We start from the raw sequence: 25,013 nt of genomic DNA on the forward strand, positions 1-25,013 counted from the left end.
GATGTTAGCTTTTTATAAAGAATGATGAAGGCTTAAGAGATTGGATATTTTATTCTATCATTTGACGCAGTCAACGCTGAAGGGTATTTTGCCGACGCTTGTGGAGCGTGCATTGGCTCGTTTTGGTAAAGTAACAATACAGTGTGTGAGTAAAGAACAACGCGATTCTATAGATATACATTTATGGGTTTATACTGATGAATCATTTATTGGACATGGAACGGAGTGTGATCAATATCCAAACTTTCAGCCTGTATTTCTTACGACAGGACAAGAAAATCCGAATGATTCAAAGATTCGTTTTCTCATAGAGGGAGCTGTTTGTTCGGATATTGATGCTTATCAACGGCTTGTCGTGATATTTGATGGTAGAAGTGAAGAGCAGTTGAATCTCGTTCGTGCACAGTGGAAAAAATATAAAATGGAAAATCATAATTTAACGTATTGGCAACAGACTGAAGATTGTCGCTGGGAAAAACAGGTTTAATGCGTCTTGTATCTATTGTTCTGATTTTTATAGGATTACTGGGAATAGTAAATCCTGCACTTTTTATTACGGAAGGCTCAGGGGGAGGGCGTTGGGTTTTTATTGTGATTTTTCTTTTAGGCATGTTAAATATATGGACTATAATTAAAAAAACGAAACGCCATAATGATAATTATTGATCGAATTTTGCTTGTTTTATGGGCTGTGATGTTGGCCTTCTTTTGCGTTTCATGGTTGGGGACAACGCATATCTTATCAGAAATGTTTGCTGTTTCTTATATAAGCAATATTGCAGATTTTTTATTTTTCTTTTTGAGTGCCTTGTTTGCAGGAATATTGTGGTGGAAAATACCTCAACCCCTATCTTTAAAAACGAAACTGGCAGCATTTTTGCCGCCAGTCCTTATTTTATTCTTCGTTATTATATTTTAGTTGGATATTTCATCATCTGTAAATCCGACGAAGCAAATCAGTGAAATAAAAGAAGCAAGAAGCAAATAATAACCGATATAAGATGTATCGAAATGTTGCACCAGATATTCTGCAATATAAGGCGCGAGAGATGCTCCTACAATAGCAGATAAATTGAAAGTAATAGAAGAACCGGTATATCGAATTGCTGTTGGGTATGGTGAAGCCAAAACAGCACCAAGAGGACTGTATATCATTCCCATGAGAGATAAGCCAATGACAGACATTGCAAGGACTCCTATAACTCCAGAATTTAAGAAATAAGGAATTGCGAAAGAATAAATACCGGTGATGATTGTAATCCAAATCATCAAAGTTCTACGTCTAATACGGTCAGCGAGTCTTCCCGTGATGACAGTAAAAATCCCACAAAAAATAGCACCGACAATTTCGATTTGAAGAGCTTGATGAAATGGCAATTGCAAATGGTTTGTTGAATAGCTTAACAAATATGTAGTAACCAAGTAAAACAAAACAAAAGTTGCCATACCAGAAAATATTCCAAGAAATAGGATTCGTGGACATTTTAAAAAGACATCTATGATAGGAACTTTGACATGTTTTTTACTTTCAAGAGTTTTTTTGAATTGAACAGTTTCATTGATTGAAAGACGGACCCATAATCCTATAATCATAAAAACAACTGAAGCAATAAAAGGAATACGCCATCCCCAAGCTAAAAGTTCTTCACGATCAAGGAAATGCAGCAGACCCAAATAAACAGCAATAGATAAAAACAAACCTATTGAAACGCCTAATTGGGGAAACATTGCATACCAGCCGCGCTTTTCTGGAGGGGCATTTTCTGTAGCGAGCAAAACAGCTCCTCCCCATTCTCCTCCTAATCCAATTCCCTGTCCAATACGGCACAAGGTTAAGAGGAAAGGGGCAAACCACCCAGCTATTTCATAAGTAGGAAGAAAACCAATAATGACTGTTGAAAGACCCATTGTGAGAAGAGAAGCGATAAGTGTTGCTTTTCTTCCAATCTTATCTCCAAAATGTCCAAAAACAACTGATCCAAAAGGGCGGGCAAAAAAGGCTGCTCCAAATATTAGGAAAGATTGTAAAATAGCAATTTGATCATTTTGTGTTGGAAAAAACACATGAGGAAATATAAGAGCTGCGGCAGTGCCAAAGACATAAAAATCAAAGAATTCAATTGTTGGGCCAATAAGGCTTGCAAATAAAATCCGACGAGGGGAGTTTCTGTTGCTTGTAGCTTTCATTTCTGAGTTTATAGACATGAATAGAATGTCCCTTTTAGTATATGACAAATCAAATGACGAGTTAACTGACTATAACTATAGAAATTTCAAATCGGTGTCGAGTCAATATTATGACACTTCGTTATATATTAGAACAATGATTATGGACTGATGAGTATGAATAAGTGGTCTATATATTATCCATATTGAATAAAATAAAGACACTGTTTTAAATGCTGTAGAAGATGGCAATAGGTGGCCATAAACGCAGCTCTCATTCACATTGCTGTTTCCTTTAAAGTTTAATGCCATTTTTATCTATTAAGGAATCAATCTTATTCGTAGATCAGTGTTTAGTGTCTCAAAATATTAAAAATATTTTTCATGGATGCAATTATAACACTTTTAAAGTGTATCTAAAACAAATTAAATCTTTTAGTTGTGCATGCATTTTAAAACACATGGTGTATATTTGATCTGTCAGAGCTTAATCCATCGAATGCTTTGCTATCTTAAAAGACATGAGGTTGAGCAATTACGTTGTGTTGTTTTGATCTATGCACTTTTTTCTAAATGGGAGAATTTAAATTTAAAATTATGGAGTGTAAATAATGCAACGCAAATTGAAATTAAGTTTTTGTGCGGTAATGGCCAGTGGTTTTTTTGTCAAGATTGCGAGTGCATATGGAGTAGCTACACCAAGAGAAAAGTTATTAACACCAGTAAGTATCAGTGAACACCTAGAAGAGACAAGAAAGTTGTTATCGGAAGTGAGGGGACTAAAAGAAAAAAAGGGGGGATCAAAAAAGATAGAGAATAAACAGACAGTAGAAGGAAGTGATCTTTCAGAAGAGGAAAGGAAGAGATTAGAAAAGCTATTCTTTGAAGTACTCCCAAATTCAATAATAAGCGATGGTGCTACGATCTATATTACTAACCGTGACTCTGAAGGTTCTGAAATAAATAGCTTTAACTATAAAGATGCAGCTTATTCCATTAATAATACGGTTAGAGAAGGGGGAAAACTCTACATTGATGCAGCAAGTGTTAGCAGGGATACGACAATTGAGCATGGTGGGATTGAGTTTGTCCAAAACTTGAGCAGTTCGGAATATGCCGCTGTTAAAAAAGGGGGAAAACAAATTGTTGAGAGTGGTGCAAATGCAGAAGGGGCTCAAATCCATGGCGGTGAGCAGATTATTTTTGGTAAGGGGTTTCTTGGGGATGGTTTGTCGCGTGAAGATAAGGCAAGTAGTGCTTATGGCACTGAAATTCATGCTGCAGATGGAATGCTAGGAATACAAAGTGTCTATAGTGGGGGGATGGCTGTTGACACAAAGATTATGAAAGGTGGTGTCCAGAATCTTGATGGTAAAGAGAATTTTCATAACGGTTTCTCAGAAGATGCTGATACAGCCGATATAAAAGATGAAGATTTTACAATTAATGAGGGGGCTTTTGCACTGAGTACCGAACTTTTTAAAAATGGTATGCAGAATATCTTTGCAGGAGGGAATGCGAGCGAAGTTACTTTATACGATAGAGCTACTCAGAAGATATATGATTCTGGATACGTGGATAATCTAACAATTAATCATCAAGCACAATCATGGGTTTTTGCCGGTGCGATATTAGATAAGGATACAAATGTTAATGATTTTGGCAACCTCTATCTCTATGCTGGAAATGGTGAAGCTGTTACGGAAGTAGAAAATCTTAATTTAAATGGAGAAGATAGCAAACTATACATTATTGCGTCTGAAGATAACGGCAAAAAAACTGAGATTAATGTTAAGAATTTAAAAGGAAATGGGAGAGTTATTTTTACGTCTTTAGGGACTAATAAGCATTATTCACAGCTTAATATCGATGATCTTTCAGGTTCTTTACATTTCGATTTTAATGTCAATTTTGCCAAGCAGCTTAGTGATTATCTTGTGATTAAAAAAAGGGGCTCTGGTTCTCACACAATAAGTGTGGCTGATTCTGGGCGTGAAATTACAAATTCTTCTTACAAAAAGCTTAAATTAATTACTGATCGCAGCGGAAATGCCCATTTTACTCTGACAAACACTTTTGGTGAAAAAATCGGAACTGTTGATGCCGGAACCTATCGGTACAGTTTGAAACATAGAAACAATAAGGGTACTGGTAAAATTTGGTACTTAGATGCAAACCACACCATTGATGAGACAACTTCTCAAGTTTTTGATAGTGTATTGAAACCATATACTGGTTCATCAAGTGATTTACTTACAGAACTCACAATTGATCAAGGAACAACTATTTCTATTGCAGATCCTAGCTTTGACACGAGTAGCAAGGAAGTTGATAGCAATGGAGAAACTTCAATTAGTAATACAGTTAAAGATGGTGGAAAGCTTTCCGTTTATAGCGGTGGTTTTAGCTTGTATACGACAATTCAAAGAGGTGGCACTGAGCTTATTAAAACACAGGGTCTTTCACAGGATACTATTGTTCATAAAGGTGGGCAACAAAAGGTTAAAGAGGGGGGAAAAGCTGAAGGGGCTAAAATTTACGGAGGTGAGCAATTTGTTTCAGGAAAGTCTGATATTAAAGGTGCGACGGTGAGGAGCAGCGCCTATGACACTATCGTTTCTGGTGAGAATGGAGTGCGAGGATATCAGAATGTGTATGGTGATGGAGAGGTTTTTAACACACAGATCATGGAAGGAGGGATACAAAATCTTTATGGAGAAGAGGATCTAGACGAGTATAGCAGTTTTGCCTTTGATACGAAGGTCTTTTCTGGTGGACAGCAACATGTTTTAGCGGGAGGAATCGCGATTGGCGTTCTTTTAGAAGGGACTGCTTTTCAGGCAATAGATTTAGGAGGTTATGTAAAAGATTTAACCGTTAAGGATCAAGCACAATCATGGTTACATGGTGGCGCAACATTGGAAGGAAAGACAACGGTTAATGATTCTGGACGGATTTATCTTTATGCTGGTGCAGAGCAATCTCGTACTGAAGTAGAAAAAATTGTCTTAAATGGCAGAGATACAAAATTGTACGCGATTGCCTCTAATATAGATGGTGAAAGTTCTTTGATTGAGAATCTGAGTGGGAATGGTCGTGTTATTTTTACTTCTACCATGTTTAATCCACATTACTCTAAACTTGAGATCAATGATCTTTCAGGGAGTTTACATTTTAGGTTGCATACTAATTTTGCAGAACAGCGCGGTGATTATCTTCTGATAAAACAAGGATCAGGTAATCACACCATAAGTGTTATCGATTCTGGTGTTGAAATTACCAATTCTCCTCTACAAGATCAGAATTTAGTTTTGGAGCTTGATTTAATTCATGTTCAAAGCGGAAATGCGCATTTTACTCTGACAGATTTTTCTGGTGAAGAGACGAGTACGATTGATGGTGGAGCTTACATGTATGGCTTAAAGACAAAAGATGATAATGGGGGAAAGACTTGGTCTTTGGCTACATCACAAATAACTTCTGCTCCTGTAATTCCTTCACCTCATGTGGAGTCGCCTATAGATAAGCTTCCTGAAAAAGAAGAAAATATGACATCGTCAAAAGATTTTAGTATCTCTGATGTAATTCATTACAGCATTGGGGAAGGAGGAGGAATTCTACAAAGCTCTTGGCTCGGTGATAATAACGTAGTTTATGTCTCTGATGATGGAGAGCAAGGTGTTCTTAAGAAGTCTATTAATAATACAATTCAGGGATCAGGAAGACTTTATGTTGAAGCTGGTGGTTTCAGTAAAAATACAACCATTGAAAATGGTGGTGTTGAGATTGTAGGGGAACAAGGGATTTCAGAATTTACGATTATTTACGAGGATGGAAAACAAAGAGTGGAGGGAGGAGGAACCGCATTGAGAGCTGAAATTTATGGTGGGGAGCAGCTTGTTTTCGGAGATGGTTATGTAAATGGTGGAATTGTGGGGAGCAGCGCTTATAACACGATACTGTATGGTCAAGGTGATACGCCAGGACAGCAGAATGTATATGATGATGGGATGGCTGTGGGAACAAAAGTGATGAGTGGAGGAATACAAACTCTTGCTAAATGGTTTCCTAATGATGATAACTTTGCAGAAAAAGCCGGCGGTTTAGCTGTAAATGCTGAAATCTTTTCAGAGGGTGTGCAGCGTGTTTTAGCAGGAGGTGAAGCAAATACAGTCATTTTACGCACTGGTGGTGTTCAAGAAGTCTATGCAGGTGGAATTGTAAAGAATCTAACGATTGAAGGTAATGCTAATTCATGGATTTCTCCTGGTGCAATATTAGGAGGAGAAATAAAAGTTCAGGATTTTGGTGGGCTCCATCTTGATGCTGGAGATAATGGTCAACAAACTATAGTAGAAAACATTGAATTAAACGGAGAAGACGCTCAATTATACTCCGTTGCTCGTGGGTTTGACGATAAAAGTACACGCATTCAGCAGTTAAGCGGTGTAGGAAAAGTCATTTTTACTTCTTCTGAAGATGATTTATATTACTCTCAGCTTTATATTGATAATCTAGCAGGGAGTCTACATTTTGACCTTAATGTTAGCCTTGCAGAAGGAAAAGGTGATTACCTCTTTATTGAGAATGGGAGTGGTTTTCATACAATAAGTGTCGTAGATTCTGGTATTGAAATTGTTGATCCTTCTTCAGCAGGACTTGATTTAATTTTTGATCAAAGTGGAGGAGCACATTTTACCCTGAGAAGCTTTTCTGGTGCAAATGTTAAAACTATTGATGGCGGAACCTATACGTATGGTTTAAAACAGAGAATTGATGAGGGTGGGGGCGAAAAAGTTTGGTATTTATCTGCAGTATTTATTGATAATGTTTCATTTCTCAACAGTTTACCACGTAGTAGAAGCAGATCTGTGCGGCATTTAAATCAAAATCAATCGGTTTCTTCTCTTTCAACGATTGCAGCACCACAAGCGCATGTTATAAAATTGCCACGTCGAAGAGAGAACTGCCAAAACTTAAGGCAAAAATCTCAGGCTTCTGTATCTCCAACTGTTTTCTCTCTTGGAAGTCACGTTATTGAAGTTTTAGGTTCAGGAAGTTCTCATCCTCTTTCTGATGAAAAACAACAAACTGCTGTTTCAACCTCTTCTCAATCTTTAGCCGATCAAATGATTTTACGTCCAGTTCATAAAGAACAACCTTTGCCACAATTTAGTGAGAAACTTTCAGTTTCTCACTTTTTGACCACTCCCTCTACAGATGCGGTATTGTCTATGTCTGTGGCTCCAGTGATGGTTTTTCACAATGAAATGCAAACCGTACGTGCGGGAAGAGGAGTTCTAGATAAAAGTAAAAAGAATGCAGCTTTATGGACTTATGCGATTAAATCTAAAGAGAGCATTGCGACAGAGCATATAGATTTTAAACTGGATCAGACCGGTATCGTTTTGGGGATCAATGGTTTAAGCGAGTGGGAAAATGGAGAGTTTTATATAGGTGGTTTTAGCAGTTATGATCGTGCCCGTGTTGCGCATGCACGGGGGGGTAACAGTGGAATCAATACTTATGGTATTGGTGCTTATGTCACTTATTTTGATCATAGTGGATGGTATCTCGATGGTATTTTAAAATACAATCATTATCAAAATACTCTAAAAGCCGTATCAACGAATGGTTTAGAGATTGAAGGAACATATACTCAAAGGGCATTGGGAACTTCCTTTGAAGCTGGTTATCGACTTAAGACGTCAAAGAACAGTTGGTTGCAGCCTTATGGACAATTTACATGGTTGCGTATTGAGGGTAAAGAAATCAAATTATCGAATGGCATGACAGGTGACATGCGTCCATTTACTTCATTACGCAGTGAGGTTGGCTTATCTTTAGGATATGAATTTGGTTTTCACATGGATTCCTCATCGCTTGCGTATATTACAGCAGCATGGTTGCGTGAGAATAAAGATGACAATCAAACGTTAATTAATCAACGTCATCCATTTACCACGGACTTATCGGGCAATGCAGGTAAGTTAGGATTAGGTTTAAGCAGTTTTGTGAGTGAGAAGTTAAAGTTATATGGTGAGGCCCATTATGTTAAAGGACATAAAACAAAACAGTCCTTTCAGGGTATTTTAGGTGTACGCTATAGTTTCTAACGATATGGTTATTTTTTAGTTATCTTTAAATGTATGATTAGTTTTTTTAAGTTTTTAATGCAGCATCAGAGAACAATTTTTCAGAGCACGCAGCTTCGTTGTTCATGATAAACTGTATACCCTTATATACTTGATTATGCATTACTTTTTTTTGATAAGAAAATTCTGAGGAAATGCTAAAGAAGCACTATAAAAACGCCCTTATATTCTTGATCAAAAAAGTATTAAAAAAACTGTAAAGAACGGTTTTTTATGAAATAAGGAGGATTTTTAAGAAGGATTGTTGCAATCTAAGGTTGAAAATATGTTTTGTAGAGCTAATTACGTTCAGTGTCTATGCAGGCGTGAAGGGGGGAGGATATGGCTCTACAATATAAATGGAAACGACATTGTTGGATACTCATGTTGAGCAGCTGTTTTGTGCAAGCTGCTGCTGCAAATGAGGGAAGAGCAGCACTTTTTTGTCAATCTTCAAGTTATGAAAATGATAAGGTATTTCACGATCAATACAATGAGGATATGAAAACAGGCAGATGCATACTTGGAGCCTCTCATGATGTCATGATAAGAACGCGCAATGAATTAGACTTTTTGAAAAAGCCTAGCGATTTTATCATGGATAAGGGTGCTAGAGTGTTTGCGAGTCAACAGGAGCTTGACAGCAGTCATCGTGACAATGCTGGATATAATGCACAAGAACAAAATACTGCGTTTCTTAAAAAGCCTGAACTTATTTCCATTAAAGATGGGGCAATATTAGAAAATTATATCCTTGATAATGAAGGTAAAGCATACATTTCAAATGATGGTGAGATTGATAGTCCAGGGCGATCCATTAATAACACTGTAAGGAATGGTGCAGAGCTTTATGTGTATGCAGGAGGACTCAGTGAGAATAGTAAAATTGAACATGGTGGAATTGAAAATGTTCAGGCTTTAAAGGGAAAACAAGGTTTTTCGAAAAATGCTGTTGTTAAAGAAGGCGGGCACCAAAGTGTTGGAAATGGAGGGAAAGTAGAGGGGACTAAAATTTATGGCGGTGAGCAGCTTGTTTTCGGCGAGGGGGATATTGGAGGAGAGATTAAAGGCAGTAGTGCTTCTCATACTATCATTTATGGTCAAGATGAAACACTAGGCCAACAAAAAGTATATGATGGCGGAAAAGTTTGGAATACAAAAGTTATGCAAGGGGGTGTCCAAGAGGTTGGACAAAAGTCTCAAAGTGCAAAAAATGGTGGTTTTGCATTTGACACAGAAGTTTTTGGTGGTGGTAAACAGCGTATCTTAAAAGGCGGTCAGGCTATTGGAGTCACTTTAAATGAGAGTGCTATTCAGGAAATATATACTGATGGATCTGTAAAAAATCTAACAATGAATGATCAAACAAAATCATGGGTGCATGCTGGAGCAACATTAGAAGGCAAGACACAGGTAAACCATTCTGGGCAGATTCATCTTTATGCTGGGAATGATCAACAACGCACCACAGTAGAAGATATTATTTTAAATGGAAAAGATACAAAACTATACTCTATTACTGATGAGTTTGATGGAAAAAGTTCTTTGATACAAAAATTAAGTGGTGAAGGGAGTATTATTTTTTCGTTTACAGGTTCTGATCCATATTATTCTCAGCTTCATGTGAATAATCTTTCAGGAAATTTACATTTCGCGTTCAATACTACGATTGCCCATAACCGTGGTGATTATCTCTTGGTTGAGAAAGGCGCTGGGAAACATACAATAAGTGTTGCTGATTCTGGAGTTGAAATCACGGATCCTTTTTCAAATAAGCGTGATTTAATTACGGATCAAAGTGGTGGAGCGCATTTTACGCTGACAGATCTTAAGGGTGAAAAAATTAACGCCATTGATGGTGGAACTTATATGTATGATTTGAAAGAAAGAAAGGATGAAAATGGAAAAGTTTGGTTTTTATCGGCAGACCGCCTCAGTGGACCAGAACCTTCTATACCAGATCCGACAAATCCTTTTTTTCCTGGAGAAACATCAACAACCCCCTCTACAGATGCAGTGTTAACGTTGTCCGTAGTTCCTGGGCTTATTTTTAATAATGAGTTGCAAATTATACGGAATGGTAGAAAAATTTGGGACAGAAATAAGAAGGATATCGAACTATGGACTTATGGGATTAAGAGCAGAGAACGTGTTGCGACAGGCCATACACACTTTAAGCTTGGGCAGACAGGTTTAGTCTTTGGTGCTGATCAGTTGAGTGAATTAAGGCATGGAGAGTTGTATGTTGGTGGTTTCGGGAGTTATGATCAAGTACGTATTTCTCATGCACGAGGTGGTGATAGTGATCTGAGCTCTTATAGCATTGGAACTTACGCAACTTATTTTGATCATCGTGGATGGTATATGGATGGTGTTTTGAAATATAATTATTACCAGGATGATTTGAAAGCCATCTCAACGAATGGTTTAGCCATTCAAAGTCATTACAATCAGTGGGCGATAGGTGGATCATTTGAGATTGGCTGTTATTTTGAACCGGCACAGAATACTTGGATGCAGCCTTATATCAAGCTAACAGGTTTGCAGGTTGAAGGTAAAAGAATAAAACTTTCCAATGGAATGATAGGTGATCTAAGCCCATTAACTTCATTCCGCAGTGAAGTTGGATTGACTGCAGGACATGAATTTTTTGTGAGTTCAGAAACTTCATTAACAGCTTACATTATGGCAGCTTGGTTGCGTGAGAATATAAATAATAATTATACGACAATTAATAACCAGTATAAATTTATTACAGATTTATCAGGCAGTGCGGGTAAATTGGGAATTGGTTTAAACGGTTCGGTCAATGATAAACTAACACTTTATGCGGAAGCACATTATCTAAAAGGACATAAGATTAAGAATGCTCTTCAAGGTATTTTAGGATTACGCTATAGTTTCTAAATATGTGTGCATGGCTGATTAACTTTACAAATGTAATTGTTTTGCAAACTTAAACAGATAACGTTCGGCTATGTCTTCTCGAGAGTGTAGGGACTTTCTCAAATAGTAGGAATGTCTTTATACTCTCTCTTTTAAAGGCAACATACTGAATTTATAATAATAATTCATTTCTATGCGTGTTGAATAAGAGTCGCGAAAATCATAGGATTCTCTCATTCCAAATCTGTTTATGTTGAATCAATCAAAATTATTCGCTTGGCACATCGCAAGCGGGATGAAGGTGTGTATAAAAACTATACAAAAAAGAAGTAAAAATGTCTCTGATGAATCGTCTCTAGTGTCAAGGGCTGTCACAACATTGGGATGGCAAAGTGTATGATGATATCGGCCCGCTTCTTCATAAGCGTAAAGATAGGGGGGCAATGGCTTTACCGGTATATCATTCATGGATGACGTTGCGAAATGGGCTTGAGTGCATTGAGAGATGTCTCTTTAAAACAAGTGAGTGAATGTACAACCCAATGGCGTTTTGTTTTACGTGAAGAGGGGGCCCCATTAAAGGGCACGAGCATTTTTTTCATCTATAATTCCAGATATGCAAATTATTCCTTTAACTTAAGTGAACATTTTGAATTTTATTCAATTTTTCTGCCTTAAGTTAGAGTTTTTTAGTGGTTTATAGATAAACAACTTTAAGTTGTTTAAATTAAAAAAATACACTAAAAAATTGTATTTAGACATAAATAAAACACATTATGATACAATCTAAAATGAGCTATCTATGTAGTCGCGGGGTATTTTTCTAAATAATTGAGAGTGGAGTGTGGATAATGCGGTATAAATACAAATTAAGTTTTTCAGTATTGATGATCAGTAGTTGTCTTTTGCAATCTGCAAGTGTAGTTGAGAGTAGGAATAGAGTGCTAACAAGAGCAACAGATGTGGGAAATAGAGAAGAGGAAGAAAAAAATTTAGAACTGATTGCTAGTTTTTTCAAAAATAATATTACGATTGAATATGGTGATGTAGAGCTTGTTGAGAATGGAAAAACTTCCGTGGGGTCCACTATTAAAAAAGGAGGGATGCAAATAGTTACACGAGCAGGAATTGCAATGAGCGCCAAAATTTTGGGAGGTCAGCAGTTTATTCATGAAGAGCCAAATATTGATCTTACACTCGTGGTTAGACGAAGTAGTGCATATAATTCCACAGTTACTGGTGGAGATGGAGCAATAGGGCAGCAGAATGTGTATGATGGGGCAGAGACTTGGTATACGAAAGTGGGAGATAACGGAGAACAAAATCTTTATGCAGGACAAAGAAAAGAGGGGGGAAAATCAATGTATGCTGAGGTCTCTGGGAATGGGAGACAGCATGTCTTAGCGTTAGGAGAATCGGTGAAAACTACTTTGAAGGATCGAGCTACTCAAGTTGTATATCCTATAGGATTTGTAGATACTTTAACAATTACGGATTTTGCCAAATCGTGGCTACATGTTGGTGTAAAAGAAGTCGTTGGGGAAGTAAGGGTTAATCATCATGGAGAACTTTATTTGTTTGCAGGTGATTCAACAAACCATATCACCAAGAAAAGCATTCCTATAGAAAGAAAAACTGATGAAATAATAAAACCTGATGAAATAATATTTGAGATTGGTGAACGGGATACCCAGCATAAACCTCAGATTAAAATTAAAGATTTAGGTGGTAATGGAGGGACTGTTACTTTTACTTCTATTCCGTATGATCCACGACATATTTCGCTTCATGTTGAGAAACTTTCAGGGGATTTACATTTTCGTTTTAATATAAATGCTATGGGAGATTATAATAGCGATTATTTGTTGATCGATAATGGTGCCGGTAACCACAAAGTAAGTGTTACAGATTCTGGTCGGGAAATTACAGATTCTCTCCTACAAAGGAATGGTTTAGTTAGCGGAGTCAATTTAATTACCGATAAAAGCCAAGAGGGAGGTGCTAATTTTACTCTGGCAGACCTTTCGGGGACGGACATTACAGCTGTTGATGGTGGAACCTATCAGTATCGCTTGCTGAAGAGAGAAAGATGTGCTGATTCTAGTGGTCATTCTACAATTTGGTATTTATCTAGAGCTTCTGAAGATATGGGACGTTCGGATACTGAGGTACAGTGTGTGAATAAGAAAGCGAAGACTCCTCTTCCATTATCTGCAAGGAGTGGTACACAGTCTGATCAAGCCGCCTCTTCTGGAGAGAAAAACACCAGTCTTCGTTCACCTACTAAAAAAGAGATGCCCAAGCAACGTCCTCCACGTCATTTAAGAGGGGCACAGAATGTCTCTAGTGTTTCTGTATCTCCCTCTCAAGAAAATCAGACTCTTGTAGCGTTTCCTCTATCAGGTCTTCATCCTTTTTCTGATGAAAAACAACAAACTGCTGTTTCAACCTCTTCTCAATCTTTAGCCGATCAAATGACTTTGCGTCCAGTTCATAAAGAACACCCTTTTCCACAATTGAGTGAGAAACTTTCAGTTTCTCACTTTTTGACCACTCCCTCTACAGATGCGGTATTGTCTATGTCTGTGGCTCCAGCGATGATTTTTCACAATGAAATGCAAACCGTACGTGCGGGAAGAGGAATTCTAGATAAAAGTAAAAAGAATGCAGCTTTATGGACCTATGCGATTAAATCTAAAGAGAGCATTGCGACAGAGCATATAGATTTTAAACTGGATCAGACCGGTATCGTTTTGGGGATCAATGGTTTAAGCGAGTGGGAAAATGGAGAGTTTTATATAGGTGGTTTTAGCAGTTATGATCGTGCCCGTGTTGCGCATGCACGGGGGGGTAACAGTGGAATCAATACTTATGGTATTGGTGCTTATGTCACTTATTTTGATCATAGTGGATGGTATCTCGATGGTATTTTAAAATACAATCATTATCAAAATACTCTAAAAGCCGTATCAACGAATGGTTTAGAGATTGAAGGAACATATACTCAAAGGGCATTGGGAACTTCCTTTGAAGCTGGTTATCGACTTAAGACGTCAAAGAACAGTTGGTTGCAGCCTTATGGACAATTTACATGGTTGCGTATTGAGGGTAAAGAAATCAAATTATCGAATGGCATGACAGGTGACATGCGTCCATTTACTTCATTACGCAGTGAGGTTGGCTTATCTTTAGGATATGAATTTGGTTTTCACATGGATTCCTCATCGCTTGCGTATATTACAGCAGCATGGTTGCGTGAGAATAAAGATGACAATCAAACGTTAATTAATCAACGTCATCTATTTACCACGGACTTATCGGGCAATGCAGGTAAGTTAGGATTAGGTTTAAGCAGTTTAGTGAGTGAGAAGTTAAAGTTATATGGTGAGGCCCATTATATTAAAGGGCGTAAAACAAAACAGTCCTTTCAGGGTATTTTAGGTGTACGCTATCGTTTCTAACGATATGGTTATTTTTTAATTGATCTCAATGATAATTTTGATGGAAAGCGTTGAGGAATATAAAAGAAGTTCAACATTTGCTAAGGAGCGGTAGCGCATCTTTATGATGGGATGAGCAATTGCAGGTGTTTTTATTAAAGTCTTCTTTATAATTCATTCTATATTTTTGAGAATTTGTATAGATTTTTGCAGAGTCACTTGGCAAAGGGCTCCTTGCTCGCTATAGAAATGGCTAGAGAATATTATAAATGAAATAAAGGTGGTTAAATGGCTTTAGAGCGTACTTTTTCGATGATTAAACCAGACGCAACCCGTCGTAATTTGACTGGCGCAATTACTAAAATGCTTGAGGATGCGGAGCTACGTGTTATTGCGTCTAAACGTGTCTGGATGAGCAAACGTGAGGCTGAAAAATTTTATGCTGTTCATAAAGAACGTCCTTTTTTTAGTGAATTGGTTGAATTCATGTCTTCTGGTCCAACCGTTGTACAAGTTTTGGAAGGTGAAAATGCAATAGCTAAAAACCGTGAAGTAATGGGGGCTACGAATCCTAGTGATGCAGAAGAAGGGACAATTCGTAAGGTTCATGCTTTATCGATTGGCGAAAATTCTGTCCATGGATCCGATAGTGCTGAAACGGCAAAAACAGAAATCGCCTTTTGGTTTCCTGAGGTAGAAATTGTTGGTTAATAAAGCGTTTATAATAATAAAGCGTATATAAGAAGCAAAAATCCGAAACACTATATTTCGGTTTTTTGCTTATGAGATTATAGATTTTTTTGAAAGCATATGGAGCATTAATCGTTTTTTTAGCTTTTAATATTGCAGCTGCTTTTACGAAAATATAAAGGCTATTTACTCTTTTTTGAATAGCTTTTATCTACACGTCTCCCTTATTTGTAATGTGCAAAAAAGCATTTTATTGATCTATCATTAATAAAAATAAATCAATCTTATGCTATTCTCATCTCTTATTTAAGTACAAAAAGATAAATCATCATTATAAAATTCCATACTATTCATAGGATAACGTGTTTTAAACCTGCACGAAAATAATCCCACCCTGTCCACAATGTAAGGAGGGCAGAAATCCACAGCATAGTAATGCCAAACTCTACTGTGTAAGGGAAAATTTTATTACCGGCTGGTCCAGCTAAAAGAAATACAATAGCGATCATCTGTACAAAAGTTTTCCATTTTGCAAGACGAGAGACAGGAACACTAACTTTTAACTCCGCCAAATATTCACGTAATCCTGATACAAGAATTTCTCTGCAAAGAATGATAATAGCTGCCCATAGAGTCCACCCAGCGATGGTACTGTCTGCGGCAAGCAAGAGCAAACAAGCAGAGACGAGAAGTTTATCGGCGATTGGATCTAACATGCGACCAATATTGGATGTTTGTTCCCAAATACGAGCAAGGTAACCGTCAAGAAAGTCAGTAATGGATGCAACGATAAAAATAGAAACAGCAATCCAGCGAGTGATATCACTTGATTGTAGTCGCCCTTCTAAAAAAAAGCATGCAACAACCATTGGGACTGCAACAATTCGTGCATAAGTTAAAATATTTGGAAAAGAAAAAGTATGATTTTTCATGGAGCCATTTTTAATTCTTGTGAAAGAGAATATATTTCCTAAACGTAACAAGGCGAAGGTTATGAAACAAGCCTATTTTTCATGAAAATGGTTATAAATTTTTTGTGCAATTGTCATAGAGATTCCCGTAACTTTTTTTAAATCTTCAAATGAGGCACTAGCAACAGCTTTGGCACTTCCAAAATGATGAAGCAATGCACGCTTTCTTGTCGGACCGATATTTTCGATTTCATCAAGTGGGTTTTTGAATGTTGCTTTTTTTCGTTTTATCCTATGAGTTCCAATCGCAAAACGGTGTGCTTCATCACGCAGACGTTGCAAAAAATAGAGGATAGGATCACGTGGAGGAAGTGTAAAGGGGGGAATACCTTTTATAAAAAATCGTTCACGTCCCGCATGACGGTCAACACCTTTGGCGATTCCAACAACTGTGAAGAGATCATTTAATTGTAATTCAGCAAGTATTGCATGTACGCTGTTGATTTGTCCTTCACCACCATCGATTAAGATAAGGTCAGGCCAAATGGGAAAAAGATCATCATCTTTTATGTTATGACTTCTATTTGGCAGATCATGCTCTTTGATAAGGCGTGAAAATCTTCGTTTAATCACTTCTTTCATCATGCCAAAATCATCGCCAGGCGTGATATCTGTTGAGCGAATGTTGAATTTTCGATATTGATTTTTAATAAATCCCATTTGACCAGCAACAATCATAGCCCCTACAGCATTTGTTCCCATGATATGAGAATTGTCATAGACTTCTATCCGGTGTGGAGGAAAAGGTAGTTGGAATGTTTTAGCAAGACCTTGAAGCAATTTTGTATGGGTGGCTGTTTCAGAAAGCTTATGTTCAAGTGCTTCATGAGCATTGAGATAGGCACGATTAACAAGAGTTTTCCGTTCACCTTGTTTAGGTAAAGAGAGGGATACTTTGTGGTTTGCTTTGAGACTAAATGCTTCTGTAAGAAGTGCCTTTTCTTCAATTTCTTCAGATAAAAGGATGCTTTTGGGAAGTGGTTTATCATCGTAAAATTGGGCAAGAAAACTCGCTAAAATTTCAGTGCGGGAAAAAGAGGGATCTGCTTTAGGAAAATAGGCACGGTTTCCCCAATTTTGCCCCATGCGAAAAAAGAACACTTGAATACAGGTCATTCCTTCTTTTTGCGCAATTGCAAATACATCCGCTTCTTTTATCGTTTGAGGATTAATACCTTGATGGCTTTGTATGTGAGAAAGGGCTGATAAGCGGTCACGATAGGAAGCTGCTTGTTCAAAATCAAGATTTTCTGCGGCTTTATGCATAGCTTGAACCATATCGCTTTTAATAGATTGATCTTTTCCCGAAAGGAACGCTTTTGCTCCTTTCACCAGTTCTTTATAATCACTGTCACTAATTTCATGAGTACAAGGTGCAGAACATCGCTTAATTTGATAAAGCAAACAGGGGCGTGTACGGTTTTCAAAAACTGAATCAGTACAGGTTCGTAATAAAAAGGCGCGTTGTAAAACATGAACTGTTTGTGTCACTGCACCAGCAGAAGCAAAAGGACCAAAATAGTGAGCTTTTCGTGTTCGAGCACCACGATGTTTGTAAAGTGCAGGCACTCGATGATCATCTGTAATCATAATATAAGGGAAACTTTTATCATCACGCAGGAGTACATTAAAATGTGGATGCAATCTTTTGATGAGATTGGCTTCTAAAAGGAGTGCTTCTGTTTCTGTATGGGTGACGATAAATTCCATATGATATGTTGCACGAATCATGCGGGTAATACGATTATTGTGTCCTTGTTCACGTGTATAGTTTGAAACACGTTTTTTGAGATTACGGGCTTTGCCAACATAAAGAATATCACCATTTTCACCAATCATCCGGTAAACCCCTGGCTTATGCGGAAGGTGTCTAACAAACTCTTGTATGAATTTGATACCTTGGAACTGATTTTTCTCATTGCTTTGATTGGCATTATGCCATGTAACATTAGAGAGAAAAGAAAGTTTTTCCCGTTCATTTTGCGGACAATTTGTATTATTTTTCAGGACCATTCCGTTTGTTACGAATATGTTGTTTGTTTAATATATGAAATATTCTTTTTTATTAAATAATGATTATTTATGTCTTTATAATTTTTTTCTATAAATAATATCTTATAACATAAGAGTATGATTTTAGAGAGCCGATCTTTCATAAAAAATATGAGAGTTGTTATTCTAAGACAGCTTTATGAATTTGCCCAATTTATCCATTAAAATGATTGAAATAAGAAATCCATGATGATTAAGAGGATAGACTTTCTAAAAGGAAAAAAATTAATTCACGCTGATCGTTATTAGCTTACCATTATAATATGTTGGTATTATCCAAAGAATCAAAGAACTTTATCATTTAATGCCTTTGTATTTTACAACATGATATTTGATTTAGAAAAAATATCAGAGAAAGATCTAACATAACAGATGTTCTTTTTGAAGCCACTTATGCGTTATTTGGGCATTTTCATCTTGTCCCAGACGGTTGATAAGAAAGGGGCTGAGTTTTTTCATTTCTTCTTCCAAAAGGTAGGGAGGGTTAATAATAATCATACCACTTCCATTCATTGTCGGTGGACTTGAACTTTTTCGGATACGCATTTCAAGCTGTAGAATCTTAGGAATTCCGGTTTGATAAAGCGCGTGAAGAAAACTTTCAATTTCTTTGTCATATTTAACAGGATACCATAAAGCGTAGATTCCTCCAGAAAAGCGACGATAGGCTTTCGTTAATCCATCAATAAGGCGGGAAAACTCTCCAGTTTTTTCAAAGGGAGGGTCAACAAGGATAAACCCACGTTTTTCTTTTGGTGGTACATGAGCATTTAAGGAAAGCCAACCATCTAAATGCAGAACTTTTGTTTGATAATCTCCTGCAAAGTTTTTTGCTAAAATATGATAATCTTCATTGTGCAATTCTATTGCGGTGAGGCGATCTTGTTTCCGTAATAATTGACGAATAAGAACAGGAGATCCAGGATAAAATACAATTTCTTTTTCCCCTTTATTGAGGGCATCAATGATATCACACCATGGACAAAGGAGTGTTCTTAAATCTTCTGGGATAGGAGTTGAAAAAAGTCGTTGGACACCTTCGCGACACTCTCCTGTTTTATGTGCTTCTAAAGAAGAAAGGTCATAAATACCGATTCCAGCATGCGTATCTATAACGCGAAAAGCTTTTTCTTTGCGTTTGAGATATTCTACAATGCGAGTGACAATAATGTGTTTAAAAACATCAGCAAAATTGCCAGCATGATAAATATGCCGATAATTCATGGAGTAAACTCTATCATATGTATAACTGTACCGGATTATTAGCATAGAATAATAGAATTGATATCCATAAAAATACTCTTGTAGAAATCAAACAATACCCTCACTCCCAAATTATACACTACAGAAAAAATATTAATGTCATTGGAGCATTTATTCACAAGGCTATTTTTATATTATGAGATTAATCGTTAAAATTTTAAATTTTTTATATGAAAGATAGACAAGAAGAGATCAAACATTTCAATAGAGATATTTATGTTGTAAGAGAAATTTTTTATGATCGCGGACTCTTCTAGGAAGACTATAAAAAACACTCAATTAACGAGAATATTAGTGAAGTTTGTTGAAAATTGAAGGGTATCTTTCAAATTCATTCATCAATTTGCTTGTTTAAAGATTAAAGAATTTCAAATGCTTGATAAAAACATTGTTACATTTATAAGTTTTTTAGCAAGCGTAAAATTATGGATAGAGCAATAAAGTGCTGGTGTTATAGTGATAGATTTTTGTAAAAGTGTGAATGAATTTCATTGCTTTAAGCGGAGCCAAAGCTTTACATTATACACGCTAAATAGCTAGGTTATTGTGTATGATGCTAAAATAAAACTTTTGAAAATTGATATGTGCTCTGCAAGCTATCTCAATCAAAATGAGGAATTTTAAACTAAAGTAAATAGGTTTATCTATCTCTAACACTGTATTATCGAGCGGCTTTATGAGGTAATCTTATAAAAAAGGCTAGGATAAGAAATTCTTTTTATATGGATTATGCTTCGATACCATGCTTTTGATTGAATGTAATTTTCTATTCATGCCCATTCTGTTTTCAATACTGAGATAGGTTAAACACATGATATTATGAGAACGCATGCCCAGAATCCGGAGACTTGTAATAGTTAGAGCATACAGTGGCTTAGAGAGCTGGTTATATGGAGGTATTTTACTGAATAAAGGCACAAGCTGGTACCTTTTTTATTTTTTAGCAGTATTGCCATACCTCTTGGCACTTGAGTTGGTTCATAAAGTGCATTTTTACTCTTTCCGCTAATAGTTTTTATTTACACGCCAGATATTTAATTGAATACGATGATGGCTCATATTTCGTATTGTATATGGAATAATGGATGATAAAATTTCCACCCCAACGCAAAGAGTAAATGTTGTGCGTAAGATGATCGTTTTTGAAGAGACTGATGATGTGTTAAGAAAGTTTTTTAGAGATTTTTCTTTCTGATTTTTTTAATTGAATACGTAAAATGTTTTACAGCATGTTATGATTTTTATCAGTAAAGGATAATTTGGCGGAAATGTTTGTAATGATACGTACAACATTGTTTAAAAGGAAAGACATTGGCTATAGTATTTACAGGAAGATGAGTAACCTAAGAGATCAGATGAAGTTATTTTAGAAAAGTTTTTAAGTGTTTTGAACTTTGTATGAAGTGGTTTATCATTTTTGAATGGTTTGTGTTATAATACGCTAAAAAAGGATGAGAGGATAAAAAGTTCTTTTTGCAATAAAAGCGTGTAATTGCTTTTAAGTTAAGAAGAAAATATATAAGTAAGATATTATATTTGATACATTCTTCAGGGGAAGCATGGATAAATGAAATCAAATTTAAAAGCATAAAGTTAGAGAGAATAATGGGTAATATTTTTTCACCAACGCATTTAATTATAATTTTATTGATTATCTTTGTGCTTTTCGGTCGCGGTAAAATTTCTGAATTAATGGGCGATGTTGCTAAAGGAATTAAAGCCTTCAAAAAAAATATGAAAGAAGAAGATGACGGCATTGAGGATAAAGTTGAAATGGCTCCTACTTCCCAAATGATTGATGTAGAATCTCAACAATCTCAGCCGTTATCGGTAAAACATGCAACAGCACGCAGAAAGGTTTCTTCTGTTTCTAAAAAAAGCAAAACATCTGTTGCTAAAAAACAGTAACAAAAACGCAATCATCATTGTGCAATATTTTTTGATGAGAAAGTCGAATTAAGAGATGTTTGGGATTGACGGACCAGAGTTTATCGTAATCTTACTTGTTCTCATCATTGTCGTTGGACCAAAAGATTTACCTAAAATATTAAAGACAGTAGCAAAGATAAGAGCGTATGTGTATTCAACAGCAAATGAACTTCGTCATCAGTTTGATGATGTAATAAAACAAATCGAGCGCGATGATTTGCAAAAAGTATGTTCGGATATTAGCGATTCAAGCAAGAAGTTGGCAGAAACTTTTGATCCCACTCAAAATATATTAGAGGATATCCACGATAATTGGGATGTTAAGGAAACACATCATAAATCAAAAAAAGATAAAGAAATTTTGGAATGTGATCAAAAGGTAATCAAGAAAGATATGACAGTTTCTATAGCTTCTCATCATTCTGAAAACATTTTTGTTTCTCCTAAAGATAAAGAAAAAGAAGATATGTCATGAATGTAAAAAAAAATGAAGTTGATGCTAATATGGCTCCACTTTTAGAACATTTAATTGAACTTCGTCAGCGAATTATTTCTGCCTTGGTTGCATTTATGATCGCTTTTATGATGTGTTTTCTTGTTAAAGATTATATCTTAAATTTTTTACTATGGCCATATCAGTGGGCAATGAAAATAGCAGGGGGTAACCCTGAGGGTATTCGTTTGCAATCAACGCAAGTATGGGAAACTTTTTTAACGAAGATGAAGCTTTCTGCTTTTGGGGGAATTATTTTATCTTTTCCCTATACGGCTTTTCAGTTTTATAGTTTTATTGCACCAGGGCTTTATAAAAATGAGCGGATGGCTTTTTTACCATTTCTCATTGGGGGGCCTATTTTATTTTGTATTGGGGGAGCGTTTGTTTATGGTCTATTAGCGCCAATAATACTATGGTTTAGCCTTTCTCAACAATTTCTTCCAGATGTTCATTTAAAAATAGAGTTTATAGTGCGTATTTCTGATTATTTGGGCTTTATGACATCATTTATCCTAATTTTTGGTTTGATTTTTCAATTACCTCTTGTCATCAGTCTTTTAACAAAAATTGGATTTTTAACGTCTCATGATTTGGTGTCTAAACGAAAATGGGCTATTTTGCTCTCTTTTATCATTGCGGCAATCATAACGCCGTCGGATTTTTTTACGATGTTTGCAGTGGCTTTACCAACAATAGCACTTTACGAGATTTCAATTTTAATTGCTTACAGTATAGAAAAGAGAAGAAAATCCGCTTAAGAAAAGTGTATAATCTTATGCGATAAGGAATGAATAAAAACAATATAAATGAGGAATTTTTATGCTTGATATTAAGTGGATTCGTGACAATCCTGAGAAATTAGATAAAGCACTCGTAAGTAGAGGTCTTGAGCCACAAGCTGAAAGGTTAATACAACTTGATCTTGCACGTCGGTCGCATATTGCTAAGGTGCAATTGGCGCAGGAACGTCGCAATGCTGTTTCAAAGGAAATAGGACAGGCTTTAGCGGTATCGGATCAGCAAATGGCTGAACGTCTTAAAGCTGAAGTTGAAGAGATTAAAGCTTTTCTTTCCTCTGCAACAGTGGAAGAAAAACAGCTGACGGAGAGTCTTGAGAAAATTCTTTCAGCACTTCCCAATATTCCATTAGATGATGTTCCAGAAGGTAAAGATGAAAGTGATAATGTCGTCATTCGACATTTTGGTACACCTCCAACATTTAATTTTACACCAAAGGAACATTTTGATCTTGGTCAAGATCTCAAACAGATGAATTTTGAACGAGCTAGTCGTTTGTCTGGAACACGTTTTACAGTACTTTCAGGGGCGTTAGCACGGCTAGAACGAGCATTAGGCCAGTTTATGCTTGATGTGCATGTCAATGAGAATGGTTACACAGAAGTCTCAATACCTCTTCTTGTTCGTGATGAGATTGTTTACGGAGCAGCACAATTACCGAAATTTGCTGAAGACCTTTTTCGTACAACAGATGGTCGATGGCTTATTTCCACAGCAGAAGTGCCATTAACCAATTTGGTCAACGATGAAATTCTTGAAATATCAGATTTACCACTGCGATTTTCTTCTTTATCTCCCTGTTTTCGTTCAGAGGCGGGAGCAGCCGGTCGTGATACGCGCGGTATGTTGCGTCAGCATCAATTTTGGAAAGTTGAAATGGTCTCGATTACCAGTGAAGAGCAGTCTTTAATTGAATTGGAACGTATGACGGAATGTGCAGAAGATATATTAAAGCGGCTTGGTTTGCCTTTTCGCACAGTGGTTCTTTCTACGGGTGATATGGGGTTTGCAGCGCGTAAAACCTATGACATCGAGGTTTGGCTTCCTGGTCAAGAATGTTATCGTGAAATTTCTAGCTGTTCAGTTTGTGGAGATTTTCAAGGTCGCCGTATGAATGCGCGCTATCGTAAAGAAGGCGATAAAAAATTGCATTTTGTTCATAGCCTTAATGGTTCTGGTACGGCTGTTGGACGTTGTCTTATTGCCGTACTTGAAAATTATCAACAGGCTGATGGATCAATTATTATTCCAGATGTTTTACAACCTTATATGGGAGGCATGCGCTGTATTACTGCTTAATTTTACGAAAGGAGAGACAATATGCGTTTATTGCCAAGAGGTGATGATACACAGACGCAAGTTTTTGCCATTTTAAAAGAAGCAGTTTGTCAGTATGATAAAAGTGCACCTCCATTGGAGATTGAATGATACTATGGGGCAAAAGGGTATTTTACAATTTCGTGAGGAGTTAGCCGCTCTTGTACTGAAAATGCGTAGCAAAGGCATTGATGACGTGCGATTTTTTTCGGCATTAGAGAAAATTCCGCGTCAACAGTTTGTTGCTGCTCCTTGGTTCAATAGTGCTTATGATAATAAAGTTATTCCCCTTGAGTGTGGTGAATATATGGAACGTTTGGAAGAACAACTCTTAATTCTTTCGGCATTATCGTTGAAAAAAAGGCATCGTGTCTTAGAAATTGGTACAGGATCTGGTTTTTGTACTGCTCTTATGGCATGTCTGAGTGACCGTGTGACAACGATTGATCGTTATAAAACGCTTGTTGATTTAGCACGCCAAAAATTTCAAACTTTAGGAATTGAAAATATTGTTATACGGCAGATTGATGGAAGTCATAGCGTGACAGGCTTAGGATCATTTGATCGCATTCTTATTTGGCCATCACGTTTTGATGAACCAAAGGAATTTTTAGAACTTTTAGCTGAAAATGGAATTCTCATTCAGGCGATAGGACCTGACGAAGGGGTACAAACGGTGACGCGCTATACAAAAATTGGTAGTCGATTTGAGTGTTTAGAACTGTTCCAAGTGCGTTACCAACCTTTTATTAAAGGCATTGCGGAGATACTTTAATTTTTAAAAGCTAAGAAGTTTCTTCAAATTGTCTACGTTAAATTCATTTTGATCTTATATAAAGATATTTATGAATAAAACATCTCATTTTAACTC

Annotated in this window: 16 protein-coding genes; 12 read left to right on the plus strand and 4 right to left on the minus strand. The window is 36.6% G+C overall.

Annotated features, from left to right (window positions below; all coding sequences use genetic code 11):
• The first annotated feature begins 40 nt into the window (after positions 1-40).
• Genes ACFINL_RS02135 through ACFINL_RS02145 form a run of 3 tightly spaced genes read left to right on the plus strand, consistent with a single transcriptional unit; the run spans position 41 to position 919 of the window.
• Complete coding sequence (locus ACFINL_RS02135; protein WP_375649565.1) at positions 41-487, plus strand: DNA polymerase III subunit chi; 447 nt, start codon at positions 41-43, stop codon at positions 485-487.
• Positions 487-666, plus strand: a complete 180-nt coding sequence (locus ACFINL_RS02140; RefSeq protein ID WP_375611245.1) for a hypothetical protein — start codon at positions 487-489, stop codon at positions 664-666. Before ACFINL_RS02135 ends, ACFINL_RS02140 begins: the two co-directional genes overlap by 1 nt.
• On the plus strand, positions 653-919 hold the full coding sequence (locus ACFINL_RS02145) for a hypothetical protein (protein ID WP_375611246.1): 267 nt from the start codon (positions 653-655) through the stop codon (positions 917-919). Before ACFINL_RS02140 ends, ACFINL_RS02145 begins: the two co-directional genes overlap by 14 nt.
• Here the strand turns inward: ACFINL_RS02145 and ACFINL_RS02150 are convergent.
• Complete coding sequence (locus tag ACFINL_RS02150) at positions 916-2,205, minus strand: MFS transporter (protein ID WP_375611247.1); 1,290 nt, start codon at positions 2,203-2,205, stop codon at positions 916-918. The genes ACFINL_RS02145 and ACFINL_RS02150 overlap by 4 nt on opposite strands.
• 572 nt (positions 2,206-2,777) lie before the next feature.
• On the opposite strand from ACFINL_RS02150, the gene bafA (ACFINL_RS02155) reads away from it, so the two are divergent.
• From bafA (ACFINL_RS02155) to ndk, 4 genes are all read left to right on the plus strand, one after another.
• Positions 2,778-8,282: a BafA family autotransporter gene (bafA, locus tag ACFINL_RS02155; RefSeq protein ID WP_375649572.1), complete on the plus strand. Its 5,505-nt coding sequence runs from the start codon at positions 2,778-2,780 to the stop codon at positions 8,280-8,282.
• 360 nt (positions 8,283-8,642) lie between these two features.
• Positions 8,643-11,207, plus strand: coding sequence for a BafA family autotransporter (gene bafA, locus ACFINL_RS02160; RefSeq protein WP_375649578.1), 2,565 nt, complete (start codon positions 8,643-8,645; stop codon positions 11,205-11,207).
• Between the two features lie 830 nt (positions 11,208-12,037).
• Complete coding sequence (gene bafA / locus ACFINL_RS02165; protein ID WP_375649584.1) at positions 12,038-14,647, plus strand: BafA family autotransporter; 2,610 nt, start codon at positions 12,038-12,040, stop codon at positions 14,645-14,647.
• A gap of 267 nt (positions 14,648-14,914) precedes the next feature.
• Positions 14,915-15,337 carry a nucleoside-diphosphate kinase gene (ndk, locus tag ACFINL_RS02170; RefSeq protein ID WP_375612918.1) on the plus strand — a complete coding sequence of 141 codons (423 nt, stop codon included), beginning with the start codon at positions 14,915-14,917 and terminating at the stop codon, positions 15,335-15,337.
• Positions 15,338-15,666: 329 nt separating this feature from the next.
• Here the strand turns inward: ndk and pgsA are convergent, their stop codons facing one another.
• The 3 genes from pgsA to ACFINL_RS02185 form a co-directional block, all read right to left on the minus strand.
• Positions 15,667-16,248 carry a CDP-diacylglycerol--glycerol-3-phosphate 3-phosphatidyltransferase gene (gene pgsA / locus ACFINL_RS02175; protein ID WP_273723320.1) on the minus strand — a complete coding sequence of 194 codons (582 nt, stop codon included), beginning with the start codon at positions 16,246-16,248 and terminating at the stop codon, positions 15,667-15,669.
• A gap of 72 nt (positions 16,249-16,320) precedes the next feature.
• Positions 16,321-18,300 carry an excinuclease ABC subunit UvrC gene (uvrC, locus tag ACFINL_RS02180; protein ID WP_375638105.1) on the minus strand — a complete coding sequence of 660 codons (1,980 nt, stop codon included), beginning with the start codon at positions 18,298-18,300 and terminating at the stop codon, positions 16,321-16,323.
• A 399-nt stretch (positions 18,301-18,699) separates the two neighbouring features.
• Complete coding sequence (locus ACFINL_RS02185) at positions 18,700-19,563, minus strand: 23S rRNA (adenine(2030)-N(6))-methyltransferase RlmJ (protein WP_375612916.1); 864 nt, start codon at positions 19,561-19,563, stop codon at positions 18,700-18,702.
• Between the two features lie 1,644 nt (positions 19,564-21,207).
• Here ACFINL_RS02185 and tatA point away from each other — a divergent pair.
• The 5 genes from tatA (at position 21,208) to ACFINL_RS02210 (ending at position 24,917) form a co-directional block, all read left to right on the plus strand.
• Positions 21,208-21,510 (plus strand): twin-arginine translocase TatA/TatE family subunit, encoded by a 303-nt coding sequence (gene tatA / locus ACFINL_RS02190; protein WP_375611300.1) that lies wholly within the window; start codon positions 21,208-21,210, stop codon positions 21,508-21,510.
• 55 nt (positions 21,511-21,565) lie between these two features.
• Positions 21,566-22,006, plus strand: a complete 441-nt coding sequence (locus ACFINL_RS02195) for a twin-arginine translocase subunit TatB (RefSeq protein ID WP_375611254.1) — start codon at positions 21,566-21,568, stop codon at positions 22,004-22,006.
• Positions 22,003-22,785, plus strand: a complete 783-nt coding sequence (gene tatC, locus ACFINL_RS02200) for a twin-arginine translocase subunit TatC (protein WP_375611255.1) — start codon at positions 22,003-22,005, stop codon at positions 22,783-22,785. Before ACFINL_RS02195 ends, tatC begins: the two co-directional genes overlap by 4 nt.
• A 61-nt stretch (positions 22,786-22,846) precedes the next feature.
• A complete protein-coding gene (gene serS, locus ACFINL_RS02205) occupies positions 22,847-24,124 on the plus strand; it encodes a serine--tRNA ligase (RefSeq protein ID WP_375649592.1) in 1,278 nt (425 codons plus the stop codon).
• A 133-nt stretch (positions 24,125-24,257) separates the two neighbouring features.
• A complete protein-coding gene (locus ACFINL_RS02210) occupies positions 24,258-24,917 on the plus strand; it encodes a protein-L-isoaspartate(D-aspartate) O-methyltransferase (RefSeq protein ID WP_273791164.1) in 660 nt (219 codons plus the stop codon).
• Positions 24,918-25,013: the final 96 nt, after the last annotated feature.

It is taken from the genome of Bartonella sp. AA78NXGY (assembly GCF_042197005.1).
Taxonomy (GTDB): Bacteria; Pseudomonadota; Alphaproteobacteria; order Rhizobiales; family Rhizobiaceae; genus Bartonella.